Annotated in this window: 17 protein-coding genes; all 17 read right to left on the reverse strand. The window is 41.9% G+C overall.

The window, feature by feature from the left end; translation table 11 throughout:
* Window positions 1–2: 2 nt before the first annotated feature.
* The 17 genes from rpsC to QM911_RS04850 all read right to left on the reverse strand — a co-directional run bounded on the left by rpsC (window position 3) and on the right by QM911_RS04850 (window position 12,989).
* Window positions 3–656, reverse strand: a complete 654-nt coding sequence (rpsC, locus tag QM911_RS04770) for a 30S ribosomal protein S3 (protein WP_000529936.1) — start codon at window positions 654–656, stop codon at window positions 3–5.
* A 12-nt stretch (window positions 657–668) separates the two neighbouring features.
* On the reverse strand, window positions 669–1,013 hold the full coding sequence (rplV, locus tag QM911_RS04775; RefSeq protein ID WP_000818137.1) for a 50S ribosomal protein L22: 345 nt from the start codon (window positions 1,011–1,013) through the stop codon (window positions 669–671).
* 11 nt (window positions 1,014–1,024) lie between these two features.
* Window positions 1,025–1,306 carry a 30S ribosomal protein S19 gene (gene rpsS / locus QM911_RS04780; RefSeq protein WP_000533766.1) on the reverse strand — a complete coding sequence of 94 codons (282 nt, stop codon included), beginning with the start codon at window positions 1,304–1,306 and terminating at the stop codon, window positions 1,025–1,027.
* Between the two features lie 104 nt (window positions 1,307–1,410).
* Window positions 1,411–2,244: a 50S ribosomal protein L2 gene (gene rplB, locus QM911_RS04785; RefSeq protein WP_000512914.1), complete on the reverse strand. Its 834-nt coding sequence runs from the start codon at window positions 2,242–2,244 to the stop codon at window positions 1,411–1,413.
* A gap of 17 nt (window positions 2,245–2,261) precedes the next feature.
* Window positions 2,262–2,558, reverse strand: a complete 297-nt coding sequence (locus QM911_RS04790; protein WP_001055347.1) for a 50S ribosomal protein L23 — start codon at window positions 2,556–2,558, stop codon at window positions 2,262–2,264.
* Complete coding sequence (gene rplD / locus QM911_RS04795; RefSeq protein ID WP_000024549.1) at window positions 2,558–3,181, reverse strand: 50S ribosomal protein L4; 624 nt, start codon at window positions 3,179–3,181, stop codon at window positions 2,558–2,560. Before rplD ends, QM911_RS04790 begins: the two co-directional genes overlap by 1 nt.
* A 24-nt stretch (window positions 3,182–3,205) precedes the next feature.
* On the reverse strand, window positions 3,206–3,832 hold the full coding sequence (rplC, locus tag QM911_RS04800; protein ID WP_004251088.1) for a 50S ribosomal protein L3: 627 nt from the start codon (window positions 3,830–3,832) through the stop codon (window positions 3,206–3,208).
* A gap of 82 nt (window positions 3,833–3,914) precedes the next feature.
* A complete protein-coding gene (gene rpsJ, locus QM911_RS04805; RefSeq protein ID WP_001284511.1) occupies window positions 3,915–4,223 on the reverse strand; it encodes a 30S ribosomal protein S10 in 309 nt (102 codons plus the stop codon).
* Between the two features lie 264 nt (window positions 4,224–4,487).
* The gene (locus QM911_RS04810; protein ID WP_414313270.1) at window positions 4,488–5,111 is read right to left on the reverse strand and encodes a uridine kinase family protein; all 624 of its coding nucleotides are present in this window, start codon (window positions 5,109–5,111) and stop codon (window positions 4,488–4,490) included.
* Entirely contained in the window at window positions 5,108–5,704 is a 597-nt protein-coding gene (gene nrdG / locus QM911_RS04815) for an anaerobic ribonucleoside-triphosphate reductase activating protein (RefSeq protein ID WP_414313271.1), read from the reverse strand. The genes QM911_RS04810 and nrdG overlap by 4 nt, the downstream gene beginning before the upstream one ends.
* Window positions 5,705–5,709: 5 nt before the next feature.
* On the reverse strand, window positions 5,710–6,210 hold the full coding sequence (locus QM911_RS04820) for a GNAT family N-acetyltransferase (RefSeq protein WP_414313272.1): 501 nt from the start codon (window positions 6,208–6,210) through the stop codon (window positions 5,710–5,712).
* Window positions 6,211–6,247: 37 nt separating this feature from the next.
* Window positions 6,248–6,388: a hypothetical protein gene (locus QM911_RS04825; RefSeq protein ID WP_000521611.1), complete on the reverse strand. Its 141-nt coding sequence runs from the start codon at window positions 6,386–6,388 to the stop codon at window positions 6,248–6,250.
* A gap of 11 nt (window positions 6,389–6,399) precedes the next feature.
* Window positions 6,400–8,607, reverse strand: a complete 2,208-nt coding sequence (nrdD, locus tag QM911_RS04830) for an anaerobic ribonucleoside-triphosphate reductase (protein ID WP_414313273.1) — start codon at window positions 8,605–8,607, stop codon at window positions 6,400–6,402.
* A gap of 118 nt (window positions 8,608–8,725) precedes the next feature.
* Window positions 8,726–10,279, reverse strand: coding sequence for a damage-inducible protein CinA (locus QM911_RS04835; protein WP_414313274.1), 1,554 nt, complete (start codon window positions 10,277–10,279; stop codon window positions 8,726–8,728).
* Window positions 10,280–10,323: 44 nt separating this feature from the next.
* On the reverse strand, window positions 10,324–10,458 hold the full coding sequence (locus QM911_RS04840) for a hypothetical protein (protein ID WP_265586415.1): 135 nt from the start codon (window positions 10,456–10,458) through the stop codon (window positions 10,324–10,326).
* A gap of 193 nt (window positions 10,459–10,651) precedes the next feature.
* Window positions 10,652–12,568, reverse strand: a complete 1,917-nt coding sequence (mnmG, locus tag QM911_RS04845) for a tRNA uridine-5-carboxymethylaminomethyl(34) synthesis enzyme MnmG (protein WP_414313275.1) — start codon at window positions 12,566–12,568, stop codon at window positions 10,652–10,654.
* Entirely contained in the window at window positions 12,558–12,989 is a 432-nt protein-coding gene (locus tag QM911_RS04850; RefSeq protein WP_414313276.1) for an NUDIX hydrolase, read from the reverse strand. Before QM911_RS04850 ends, mnmG begins: the two co-directional genes overlap by 11 nt.
* Window position 12,990 lies beyond the last annotated feature (1 nt).

Genomic DNA, 12,990 nt, shown 5'->3' on the forward strand with positions numbered 1-12,990 from the left:
GGTTATTTACCTCCTTTAGTGTTTTTACGAGCTGGAAGAACTTCACCACGGTAGATCCATACTTTAACACCAAGTTTACCGTATGTAGTGTCTGCTTCTTCCCAAGCGTAATCGATATCTGCACGAAGTGTGTGAAGTGGAACAGTTCCTTCAGAGTATCCTTCAGCACGGGCGATATCTGCACCGTTCAAACGACCTGATACTTGAGTTTTGATTCCTTTAGCTCCAGCACGCATAGCACGTTGGATTGCTTGTTTTTGTGCACGACGGAAAGCAACACGTTGCTCCAATTGACGAGCAATTCCTTCACCTACAAGGTGAGCATCCAAATCAGGTTGTTTGATTTCGATGATGTTGATGTGTACTTGTTTTCCAGTCAATTTGTTAAGTTTAGCACGAAGTGCATCAACGTTAGCACCACCTTTACCGATAACCATACCTGGTTTAGCAGTGTGAAGTGAAACGTTAACTTTGTTTACTGCGCGTTCAATTTCAATAGTTGAAACAGCTGCGTCAGCAAGTTCTTTTTGAACGAATTTACGGATTGCAAGATCTTCATGAAGGTAATCCGCGTATTCTTTTTCAGCATACCATTTGGCATCCCAATCACGGATGATGCCGACACGCATACCAATTGGATGTACTTTTTGACCCACGATTTTACCTCCTTATTTTTCTGCAACAGCTACAGTGATGTGAGCTGTACGTTTGTTGATTGGTGAAGCTGAACCTTTCGCACGTGGACGGAAACGTTTCATAGTTGGTCCTTCGTTTGCGAATGCTTCAGATACTACCAAGTTAGCTTTATCCAAACCAAAGTTGTTTTCAGCGTTAGCTACAGCTGAGTTCAAAACTTTCAAGATGATTTCAGCAGCTTTGTTTGGAGTGAATGTCAAAATTGCGATTGCATCGGCTACGCTTTTACCACGGATGTTGTCAAGAACAAGACGTGATTTACGAGGTGAAACACGTACTGTGCGAGCCATTGCTTTAGCTGAAGTAATTTCTGCCATTTATGTTCTCCTTATTTTCTACGTGTCTTCTTGTCGTCTGCGGCGTGACCTTTGTAAGTACGAGTTGGTGCGAATTCACCAAGTTTGTGACCTACCATGTCTTCTTGGATGTAAACAGGTACGTGTTTACGTCCATCATAAACTGCGATTGTGTAACCAATGAAACTTGGGAAAATCGTTGAACGACGTGACCAAGTTTTGATAACTTTTTTCTTTTCGTCGTTAGCTTGAGCTTCAACTTTTTTCATCAAATGCTCATCGACGAAAGGTCCTTTTTTAAGACTGCGTCCCATTTTTATATTTTCTCCTTTAAATGTTGTACCACAGCGGCTTGCGCTCACAAGGAGCGCTACCGAGCTGGCGGAATTTTCTAGTTGCTTAAGCGACTAGTTTTAAATTATTTCTCGTTGCGACGACGAACGATAAGTTTGTCAGATTTCGCTTTCTTGTTACGAGTTTTAAGACCAAGAGCAGGTTTGCCCCATGGAGTAGATGGTGCTTTACGACCAACTGGTGCTTTACCTTCACCACCACCGTGTGGGTGATCGTTAGGGTTCATTACAGAACCACGAACTGTTGGGCGGATACCTTTCCAACGGCTACGTCCTGCTTTACCAAGGTTTACAAGTCCATGTTGTTCGTTTCCGACAACACCAACTGTAGCACGACAAGTTCCAAGAATCATACGAACTTCGCCTGATTGAAGACGAACAAGAACGTATTTACCTTCTTGTCCCAATACTTGAGCAGAAGCTCCAGCAGCACGAACCAATTCACCACCACGACCTGGTTTCAACTCGATGTTGTGAACCAAAGTACCAACTGGGATGTTAGCAAGTGGAAGAGCGTTACCTACTTTGATATCTGCTTCAGGACCTGAAACGATACGTTGACCAACTTCAAGACCTTTTGGAGCGATGATGTATGCTTTCACACCGTCAGTGTAGTGTACAAGAGCGATGTTTGCAGAACGGTTTGGATCGTACTCGATAGTTTTAACAACTGCTTCAACGTTATCTTTGTTACGTTTAAAGTCAACCAAACGGTAGAAACGTTTGTGTCCACCACCTTGGTGACGAACTGTGATACGACCGTTGTTGTTACGACCAGCCTTGTTCTTCAAAGCAACAAGCAAAGTTTTTTCAGGTGTGCTTGTTGTGATTTCAGCGAAATCCAAAGAAGTCATATTACGGCGACCGTTTGTTGTTGGTTTATAAACACGAATTCCCACGATATTTCCTCCTTAGATTATTCAGCTTCAGCAGCAAACAACTCGATTGCTTTTGAATCAGCTGTAAGTGTGATGATAGCTTTTTTAGTTTTGTTAGTAAAACCAGTGTAACGTCCAACACGTTTAGCTTTAGGTTTTACGTTGATTGTGTTAACATTTGCAACTTTAACACCTTCGAAAGCAGCTTCAACAGCTTGCTTGATCAAAAGTTTGTGCGCACGAGTGTCAACTTCAAATACATATTTGCCTGCTTCAAGTTGAGCCATTGAGCTTTCAGTGATAACAGGTTTTTTGATAACATCATACAAATTCATTATGCAAGAACCTCCTCGATTTTAGAGATAGCTGCTTGAGTAACAAGAAGTTTGTCACTATTTGCGATGTCAAGAACACTTGCAGTTGTAGCAGTCGCAACTTTCACGTTTGGAAGGTTACGAGCTGAAAGAGCTGCGAATTCGTTTCCTTCTTCAAGAATAACAAGGACTTTAGAATCGATGCTCAAAGCTGCAAGAACTTTTGCAAATTCAGCAGTTTTTGGAGCTGTAAATTCAAGAGAATCAACGGCTACAAATTTGTTTTCAGCAACTTTTTCTGAGTAAACAGATTTAAGCGCAAGGCGACGAACTTTTTGAGGAAGTTTGTACGCATAGCTACGTGGAGTTGGTCCGAAGACGATTCCACCACCACGCCATTGTGGAGAGCGGATAGAACCTTGACGAGCACGTCCAGTTCCTTTTTGACGCCATGGTTTGCGTCCGCCACCTGAAACAGCTGAGCGGTTTTTAACTGCGTGAGTTCCTTGACGAAGGCTAGCACGTTGGCTGATGATCACATCAAACACAACAGATTGGTTTGGTTCGATACCAAAGATCGCATCGTTAAGAACAACTTCGCCCGCTTGTTTACCAGTTTGGTCGAATAATGTTACATTTGCCATTTTGACTGTATTCCCCTTTCCTTATTATTTACCAGCTTTAACTGCTGACTTGATAGTGATAAGAGATTTCTTAGCACCTGGTACGTTACCTTTGATAAGGATAACGTTCTTTTCTGGAACAACTTGTACAACTTCAAGGTTTTGAATTGTTACACGGTCGCCACCCATACGTCCTGCAAGGTTTTTACCTTTGAATACGCGGTTAGGTGCAACAGGTCCCATAGAACCTGGACGACGGTGGTAACGAGAGCCGTGAGCCATAGGTCCACGTGATTGTCCATGGCGTTTGATAACACCTTGGAAACCTTTACCTTTAGATGTACCAGTTACATCAACAATGTCTCCAGCTGCGAAAGTTTCAACTGTGATTTCAGCACCAACTTCCAAGCCTTCAACGTTTTTGAATTCACGAATGAAGCGCTTAGGAGCCGTGTTAGCTTTTGCTACATGTCCTTTAGCAGGTTTGTTGCTCAATACTTCGCGTTTGTCATCGAAACCAACTTGGATAGCGTTGTAACCATCTGTTTCAACAGTTTTAACTTGAAGAACAACGTTTGGAGTTGCTTCGATAACTGTTACAGGGATCAATTCGCCAGCTTCAGTGAAGATTTGAGTCATTCCCACTTTTTTCCCTAAGATTCCTTTTGTCATGAGAAAATAGTTCCTTTTCTATATTTTTTATTCAAAAAGTTTTTAACGAGCGTTTTTTATGCTCAAGGTTTCAAACTTTAGATTAAAGTTTGATTTCTACGTTTACACCACTTGGAAGATCCAATTTCATCAAAGCGTCAACTGTTTTTTGAGTTGGGTTGATGATATCGATCAAACGTTTGTGTGTACGCATTTCGAATTGTTCGCGAGAGTCTTTATATTTGTGAGTCGCACGAATAATTGTGTAGAGGCTACGTTCAGTTGGAAGTGGGATTGGACCTGCAACTTCTGCACCTGTACGAGTAGCTGATTCTACGATTTTAGCAGCCGCTGTGTCAAGCGTACGGTGTTCGTAAGCTTTCAAACGGATACGGATTTTTTTGTTTGCCATCTTTTTCTCCTTTTCGTCTATTTAAGATAATAGGCTAGCTCCACAAGAAAACCGACGCGCGTTGCGTGGCAATGCAACCGAGCGTGTCGCAACCTCTTGCATCAAAGCTAAGGCTGTAATTTACAGCACCATAATAGAATAACACAAAGCCCCTGCGATTGCAAGGGATTTGACAGGTTTTTTTAAATTTTTTAAATGAAACTGTTTTCTTATTCCATTTTAATGAATTTGCATATTTAAGTGCTGGATTTTCTGACTTTTCTTCTATATATTGTTAGTTTTAATTTGAAATTTATCATCTGATTGATCTACCAAGATATCAGCTCTTGACTCGGTTTCTTTATAGTATTGTAGATACTGTTCCCGTCTCATCTGCTGACTAGCCAATATAATGGATGCATCGCCATTTCTCACAGTCGTATCTCGAGCTAGACGTCTCTTTAATTCGGTCTCCTCATCTGTGTAAAAACAAACAGTTTTATCAAAGAGTTCCTTGGGTAGAAAACCCACAGACATCCCTTCGACTATCAGAATTGGTTTTGCTCCCGATAAGACCTCACTAGCCTTCCAGGGTTCCTCAATTGTTAAGATGTCCATACCCGCTTGCAGAGCAAGAATATCTCTTTGTAAACTTGCCAGCTCATGCGCTACCAGTAAACATGCTGTCACCTTTTGGTCTGGCGTCTCTTTAGGTACCACTAAATGTCGTCCCGAAGTAATATAGGGATCTGTCTCTAGTAAATTTACCTTTTGTGAATCAAGTTCTTGATACAATTCTTGAGCAAAAGTTGATTTTCCTGAGGCTCCATGACCGTAGATACCCAGTGTTTTTACTTTTCCCAACTCTATTTCTGATACTAGTCTTTCTATTAACTCTTTTTTCTTCATTCTCTCTTTACCTGTTCATAGCTTTCTTTTCCGTCATTTAGTTTGTTCCAAATCACTACCTGCCCACTTTTGAGAGATTTTTGAACATCGATAATCCGCTGGTTAGAAGAGCCTCGGAACTGAAGCATGAGATTCCGCTTGCTTTTATCATAGCGACCATCGACTAAGATATCAATCATAGATAAAAGTTCGAGTTTGTCAGGAGTTTCCAACATCATTTCTTCCCAAGTGTAGCCTGTCCAAGACCAGATGTCTTTTTCTGGCAATTCCTTTCGAATGCGTTTTACAAGGGGCAAAAGAATACCTGTATTGAGGAATGGCTCTCCTCCCAGCAAAGTCAATCCTTGAACATAGGGCTGGGCTAAGTCTGCCATGATTTGTTCTTCCAACTCTGGAGTATAAGGAATTCCTGCATTGAAAGACCAGGTAGCTACATTGTAGCAACCTTCACAGTGAAACATACAGCCTGCTACATAGAGAGAATTGCGCACCCCTTCTCCATCCACAAAGTTAAAAGCCTTATAGTCAATGATACGCCCTTGACTAAGCTTCTCACTCTTCCACTCGCCTGGTTTTGGTGTATTCCATGTCATACTTTCTACTCCAACTCTATCCAGTAGCGCTCCGTTCCATTTCGAACATCCTCCAACTCTCCACCATTAGCTAAGATAACAGCTCTGCTGGCAGAATTTTCCGTGCTACAAGTCACAAGCGCTCGTTTAATATTCTTTTCTTTAGCAATTTGTAAACCTTGGCGGAGAGACTCTTTGGCGTAGCCCTTGCCTCTTTCGGAAGGGCGAATAGAATATCCTATATTCCCTGCATAATTCAGCAATCCCTCATTCAGTCTCAATCGTAAATTTAAAAAACCTAAAGCACGGCCTGATTCATCAAACAAAACGAACTGAATTGATGGAACGCGATTTTCAGGTAGCCCTATTCCCATTTCTTTATTGCGGTTACTTTCCAGCCACTCTTCATAAACAAAATTCTCAGTATCCCAAAATCCACCATCGTGGGCTGATTGAGTCTGTTCAAACTCTGCCATCATCTCTAAAACAGCTTCTTTATCTGCCAATGTTGGTCTGCGTAGTATCATCTTTACCTCCAGCTAAGAGAAAAGCGAGAGCGGACTCTCACTTTTTCTTGTTCTTGTTTAAAAATTGTTCTCTAAGGCTAGCCACTCGATCTTTTTTATTGACTCCACCCTTTGAATGTTTCTCGTGGAACCGTTGGACCAAGGCCTTGCCCTTATCGTCTAATTGATATTTTCCCATTCTATTTCTTTCTAATTTCTTACTTCATGTCCTGCTGTTTTGATAGTAGAACCGTTCATGTGTTTGACACGCGCAGCAATTTCCTTATGACGTCCGTTGACCATTGGACGTGCTTGAGGGTTCCCAAGATAGCCACAAGTTCGTTTAACAACGTCTACTGTTTTAGGATCATTATTCCCACAGTTAGGACAAGCAAAGCCTCTCTCAGTTGGCTCAAAATCTCCTTCAAAATCACACTTGTAGCAACGGTCAATCGGAGTATTAGTTCCTAGATAACCGACACGGTCATATGCATAATCCCAAACAGCTTCCAAGGCCTTTGGATTTTGTTGGAGAACTGGGTACTCACAGTAGTGGATGAAGCCACCTGAAGCACCCGCTTCTGGGTAGACTTTCTCAAAGTCCAATTTTTCAAAAGGTGTTGGATTTTTGCGGACATCATAATGGAAGGAATTTGTATAGTATTCTTTATCTGTAATATCTGGAATAGAGCCAAATTTCTCTGTATCTAAACGACAAAAACGGTCCGTCAAACTTTCAGATGGTGTTGAATAGATAGAGAAGTGATAACCATATTGGTCAGACCACTCTTCTACACGGCGCTTCATATCACGAATAATATCCAGTGTAAATTCCTTAGCTTCAGGGTTATTTTCCCAATGATTTCCAAAGAAGATGGTTGCTACTTCGTAAAGGCCGATATAGCCAAGCGATACTGTAGCACGTCTATTCTTAAAGAGTTGATCAACACTTTCTTCTTTCCCGAGGCGACGTCCGAAGGCTCCGTATTGGTAGAGGATTGGTGCATTAGCTGGAGTTGCTTCCTTAGTCCGCTCCACACGATAAACCAGTGCATCTTCTGCGATATTCATACGCTCGTTAAAGATTTCCCAGAACTTGTTCAAGTCGCCTTCAGATTCGAGGGCAATACGGGGAAGATTGACCGTTACCACCCCTAGGTTCATACGGCCAGAGTTAACTTCAACTCCATTTTCATCCTTCCAACCTTGAAGGAATGAACGACATCCCATAGGAACCTTGAAAGAACCTGTCAACTCAACAATTTTATCGTAAGACAAGACATCCGGATACATGCGCTTAGTTGCGCACTCAAGAGCCAACTGCTTGATATCGTAGTTAGGCGAACCTTCTTCCAAGTTAAGTCCTCTTTTTAGGGTGAAGATGAGTTTAGGGAAGATGGCTGTACGGTGTTCTGAACCAAGACCTTTTATCCGAATGTTTAAAATTGCCTTTTGAATTTCACGTTCAAAACGATTGGTTCCTAGACCAAAACCAAGAGAGGTAAAAGGTGTTTGACCATTTGAAGTGAAGAGGGTATTGATTTCATACTCTAAAGATTGCATGGCATCATAGATGTCTTTTTTTGTTTTTTTCCAGGCGTACTCCTCACGCTTGTCAGTCAGAACCCACTCCTCTGCATCTTTGAGATGCTTTTGGTAATTTTTCTCTGCATAAGGAGCCAAAACTTCATCAATACGGTCTGCTGAACAGCCTCCATACTGGCTTGATGCAACGTTGGCGATGATTTGCGATATCTGAGCAGTCGCAGTCTGAATAGACTTAGGACTCTCTACCTCAGCATTCCCAATCTTAAAACCATTTTCCAACATGCCCTTGAAATCAATCAAACAGCAGTTGGTCATCGGAGTGTAAGGGCTATAGTCCAAATCGTGATAGTGGATATCCCCTTTTTGGTGGGCATTAGCCACATGCTTAGGAAGCATTTGAAGACCGATTGATTTTCCAACAATTCCTGCCGTCAAATCACGCTGGGTATTAAAAACATCACTATCTTTATTAGCATTCTCATTGACAACTGCCTGGTCTTTGTTGAGAAGTTTATGGATACTGAAGTTGATATCTGTTGCTTTTGAGCGCTCAAAATCCCTTTGAGTTCGGTAAGTGATATATTCCTCTGCCAAGGCATATTCTTTAGCTTCCAATAACTCATGTTCTACGATATTTTGGATTTCATAGATTTTTACACCTTGAGGAAAGCGACTATGAATCTCTTCTACAATACGTTCAACTAGAGTATTAAGACGCTTTTCTACCAAAGGGGTGACATCCATGACTTTTTCTGCAGCCTTGTGAAGCGCTTTATCAATCTTATCCACATCAAAAATGACGCGTCTACCGTCGCGTTTTTCAACGAATAAGGTTGGATCAGGGTTTGTTTTCTCTTCCAATACAATCATATCCAGGCTCTTTTCTTAACTATTCTTTCTTAAAGTATTATATCACTATAAAAATAAAAATCAATATCTAGTGTAAAAATTCATATTTTCATGAAATTTATACTAGATATTGATTATTTTATTTTAATTTGTAAAGTTTAAAGTCTTTGAATTCACTTTGAACTGGTTGATAACTTTCTGCTAGAAGCTGTTCTACTTCCGTCCAGAGAGCTGTTTTGGTATTGACCACAATCACTTTAGGCTGATTATACCGTAAATCATTGACAAGCTTGGTACGATTTTCAGATAGACCAGTATACAATTTCGGTGTTAGTAACGAACTAGCTGCTAAACGTTCGCTGGCCTGATATGCACTAGCCGAATCATCCCACACATAAATGCGGTCCGATGTTTGCGTTTGCCTCTTAACCGTACTTTCCATACGAGCACGTTCTTGATATTGTTCTGAGTGAAGGACATAGCGTGCTACCAGAGGGGCCAAGAATAGGTAAGCCAGGGCCAAGATAGACAGGTAAGCATTCCCTTTAAGGAAGATTGCCCATACTGAAGGTACTTCTTCATATCTTCTACGGCGATTGGCTCCTTCTAGTCTTCCAGTTCGAATATGGGTCAATAAAAGAATAGACAAGAAAGGAAGAAACTCAGCTAGACGACTACCGTGAATCGGTTCTGTAGAGAAAATTTCTAAACAAGCTAACAATAGGATTGCTACTGAAGCAAAAATGGATAAGACGTATTGCTTGCTTGGTTTAGATTGGAAAAGTCCTGTCAATACGAGCCTTAATCCTCCAAGACCAATTGTTAACAATCCATAAAAAAGGAGATTTTCTAGCAAGACTGGATTGGACATAAAATTCAAACTATCAATTGGATAGAGAATTTGGCTAATAGCACTTCCGAAGCTCCCTTTATACACCGTATAGTAACCAATTGGATAAAAGAAAAGTGAGAACCCAAGACCAGCTGCAAAGAATTGATAGAACCCATGAACCAAGCGACCACGCCCAATATTAAAGGCTAACAAAGCAAAGGATAAGATCAGAGCATATAAAGTTGTGACTAGCGGGGCAAAGAAAAACGCTAGAGCCAGGCTAATCCCAATACGCACGAAACCTTTGTCATGATTATACTCTACCAAATACCTTGTTACTAAACTAAGAGCGTAAAACAGGAATGGAAGGGCCAAAATGGTGGCATAACCACCGCCAAAGCTAAGTCCTCCAGCAAGAAGATAAAAGATGGTCAACACTTGTTGCGACTGCTTGTTCTCCTCCGTCAAGGTATAAGTTGAACGGAAAAGAAAAATTCCAGCACCCACTAGAGCAAGCCAAGAAAAGGCTGCAAACAAAATACTACCCTTGCTTAGATACTGTAAAAAATAATAGAGAAGACCACTCGTTCCAAAATAGTCTGTGTAGATATCTCCACCCTGGTGCATCGCCCATCCCATATAAAAATCTTGTGCCTGCTCTGGGCTAGTTAGTCCTAGCAAGAAAGGAAGAACTACAGATACAAGTACAACTAGAGTGCTCCAGATTAGGATCTTAAATAATGGTAAGGGAGCAAATGAACTTGGTTCATCCTCGAAGCGCTCCTCTCTCCCAACTAAATCATCCTGAATTCCCGTCCAAGATGGAGTTGGTTCCTCTTCTAATCTGCCATATACGTTCATTCATTCTCTCCTATATTTTAATTTGTTCTAGTATATCAAAAAGTCTAGAGCTTGTCAGCCTGTGGTGGCCATTTGTCTAACTTTTGACAGAGACTAGTGAAGCGCTCAATCTCATAAAAACGATGATAGGAAGCATTTTTATAGTGGTCTAAAAAATTTTTTTCTTCTACCGTCAGCATAATCATTCCTCCTTTTCTCTTTATTCGAAAAAAGAAGAAAAATCTAAAAAAGCTGAATTCCCTAAAAGAGAATTCAGCACTTTGTCTTTATACTCTTCGAAAATCAAATTCAAACCACGTCAGCGTCGCCTTACCGTACTCAAGTACAGCTTGCGGCTAGCTTCCTAGTTTGCTCTTTGATTTTCATTGAGTATTAGTCAGCCTTTTTTTCTAAGTTTTTTGAAATGCTTCGATTTTTACCTTCCAGATACACCATCAAAATAGAAATATCTGCTGGGTTTACTCCCGAAATACGGCTGGCTTGACCGATGGTTTCTGGATTAATGAGTTTGAACTTCTGGCGAGCCTCAGTCGCAATGGAGTCAATATCGTCCCAATCAATATTTGCTGGAATACGTTTTTCTTCCATGCGTTTCATCTTGGCAACCTGATCCATGGCTTTTGAGATGTAGCCTTCGTACTTGATTTCCGTTTCAATCAATTCGATAATCTTGTCATCCAATTCTTCAGCAGCAGGTCCGATGAAGGCAACCACATCTTGGTAAGAGACTTCTGGACGACGGAGGAACTCCTTGGCAGTGACTGCATCAGTCAATGGTTTGAATCCCATCGCTTCGACCTTGGCGTTAGTTTCCTTGACTGGCTTGAGTTTAATGCTGTCTAAACGCTTCATTTCATTTTCAAATTGATTTTTCTTGATTTCAAAACGTGCCCAACGTTCATCATCAACAAGCCCAATCTCGCGTCCCATCTCAGTCAAGCGCATATCGGCATTATCATGACGGAGAATGAGGCGGTATTCAGCACGACTGGTCAAGAGACGGTAGGGTTCAATGGTACCCTTTGTTACCAAGTCGTCAATCATCACTCCGATATAACCGTCGCTTCGTTTCAGAATCAACTCAGGCTTACCTTGGATTTTCAGAGCCGCATTGATACCCGCGATAATCCCTTGGCCAGCTGCTTCTTCGTAACCTGACGTTCCATTGGTCTGACCAGCAGTAAAGAGACCTGAAATTTTCTTGGTTTCAAGCGTTGCACGCAATTGATGAGGTAAGACCATATCATACTCGATAGCATAACCAGTTCGCATCATCTCTGCATTTTCCAACCCTTTGATGGAATGTACCAAGTCACGTTGCACATCCTCAGGAAGGCTGGTTGAGAGACCTTGGACATAAACTTCTTCTGTATTGCGCCCTTCTGGCTCAAGGAAGAGTTGGTGGCGTTCCTTGTCCGCAAAACGCACAATCTTGTCCTCAATCGACGGACAGTAACGAGGTCCCACTCCCTTGACCACACCTGTAAACATAGGCGCACGGTGGAGGTTGTTTTGGATAATCTCATGGCTGGTACCATTGGTGTAAGTCAACCAACATGGCACTTGGTCTTTGACATAATCTTCATCACGTGAAGTATATGAGAAGTGATTAGGCGCTTCGTCCCCTGGCTGAATCTCTGTCACGTCATAGTTGATAGAGGAAGCCTTGACACGTGGAGGGGTTCCTGTCTTGAAACGACCGATTTCGAGACCAAGTTCCTTGAGATTGTCAGCAAGGTTAATCGAAGCTAGGCTGTGGTTTGGACCTGATGAGTACTTGAGGTCTCCGATGATGATTTCCCCACGGAGGGCTGTCCCTGTAGTCACAATTACAGCCTTAGCAGCATACTCTTGATGAGTCGCCGTACGCACACCGACAACCTTGCCATCTTCCACCAAAATCTCATCAATCATAGTTTGACGTAGGGTTAGATTTTCTTGGTTTTCAACTGTCTTGCGCATTTCCTTAGAGTAAAGTTCCTTGTCAGCCTGCGCACGAAGGGCACGAACAGCTGGGCCTTTCCCAGTGTTAAGCATCTTCATCTGGATATAAGTCTTGTCAATGGTCTTGGCCATTTCCCCACCGAGAGCGTCGACTTCACGCACGACAATTCCCTTGGCAGAACCACCGATAGAGGGATTACATGGCATGAAAGCCAGCATTTCAATGTTGATGGTCGCAAGCAGAACCTTACAGCCCATACGGCTGGCAGCCAAGGAAGCCTCGACCCCAGCGTGTCCCGCACCAATTACAATAATATCGTATTCTTCCGTAAAATTATAAGTCATTTCTTAACCTTTCAAAAATTTCTCGCAAATAAGGAACTAACTTCTCCTCCTCTAGAGCTTGATCCATGGTAGCCCATTTAAAGTGCGTATGCTCTTCAGGATCTAATCTGATAATTGGCTTCTCCCCAACCCACTCTGCTTTATAAACTAAGCGAGTAAAGACAGTATCCTTTGAGGTATCCAGTTGACTATCTTCGTGAAGAAGTTTGAGCGAACTACTATCTAGCCTAACTCCCGCTTCTTCAACACATTCTCTAAGAGCTCCATCTCGCGGAAGTTCACCCTTTTCAACCCCACCACCAGGAATATCCCAGTAAGTTGGATAAACGTTGGGTTGTCCTCTTTTAATTTCCGAACGCTGAATGAGCAAATAATCACCACCACTATGAACAAGCACATGGGCAATAAGCTTAACCATCATT

The sequence above is a fragment of the Streptococcus infantis genome, from assembly GCF_047460825.1.
Taxonomy (GTDB): Bacteria; Bacillota; Bacilli; order Lactobacillales; family Streptococcaceae; genus Streptococcus; species Streptococcus infantis_V.

What these genes read in the sequence shown, in the direction of transcription:
- rplV (WP_000818137.1), bottom strand. Translation starts at nt 1,013, where the DNA reads ATGGCAGAAATTACTTCAGCTAAAGCAATGGCTCGCACAGTACGTGTT.
- rpsS (WP_000533766.1), bottom strand. Translation starts at nt 1,306, where the DNA reads ATGGGACGCAGTCTTAAAAAAGGACCTTTCGTCGATGAGCATTTGATG.
- QM911_RS04790 (WP_001055347.1), bottom strand. Translation starts at nt 2,558, where the DNA reads ATGAATTTGTATGATGTTATCAAAAAACCTGTTATCACTGAAAGCTCA.
- rplD (WP_000024549.1), bottom strand. Translation starts at nt 3,181, where the DNA reads ATGGCAAATGTAACATTATTCGACCAAACTGGTAAACAAGCGGGCGAA.
- rplC (WP_004251088.1), bottom strand. Translation starts at nt 3,832, where the DNA reads ATGACAAAAGGAATCTTAGGGAAAAAAGTGGGAATGACTCAAATCTTC.
- rpsJ (WP_001284511.1), bottom strand. Translation starts at nt 4,223, where the DNA reads ATGGCAAACAAAAAAATCCGTATCCGTTTGAAAGCTTACGAACACCGT.
- QM911_RS04810 (WP_414313270.1), bottom strand. Translation starts at nt 5,111, where the DNA reads ATGAAGAAAAAAGAGTTAATAGAAAGACTAGTATCAGAAATAGAGTTG.
- nrdG (WP_414313271.1), bottom strand. Translation starts at nt 5,704, where the DNA reads ATGACATGGAATACACCAAAACCAGGCGAGTGGAAGAGTGAGAAGCTT.
- QM911_RS04820 (WP_414313272.1), bottom strand. Translation starts at nt 6,210, where the DNA reads ATGATACTACGCAGACCAACATTGGCAGATAAAGAAGCTGTTTTAGAG.
- QM911_RS04825 (WP_000521611.1), bottom strand. Translation starts at nt 6,388, where the DNA reads ATGGGAAAATATCAATTAGACGATAAGGGCAAGGCCTTGGTCCAACGG.
- nrdD (WP_414313273.1), bottom strand. Translation starts at nt 8,607, where the DNA reads ATGATTGTATTGGAAGAGAAAACAAACCCTGATCCAACCTTATTCGTT.
- QM911_RS04835 (WP_414313274.1), bottom strand. Translation starts at nt 10,279, where the DNA reads ATGAACGTATATGGCAGATTAGAAGAGGAACCAACTCCATCTTGGACG.
- QM911_RS04840 (WP_265586415.1), bottom strand. Translation starts at nt 10,458, where the DNA reads ATGCTGACGGTAGAAGAAAAAAATTTTTTAGACCACTATAAAAATGCT.
- mnmG (WP_414313275.1), bottom strand. Translation starts at nt 12,568, where the DNA reads ATGACTTATAATTTTACGGAAGAATACGATATTATTGTAATTGGTGCG.
- QM911_RS04850 (WP_414313276.1), bottom strand. Translation starts at nt 12,989, where the DNA reads ATGATGGTTAAGCTTATTGCCCATGTGCTTGTTCATAGTGGTGGTGAT.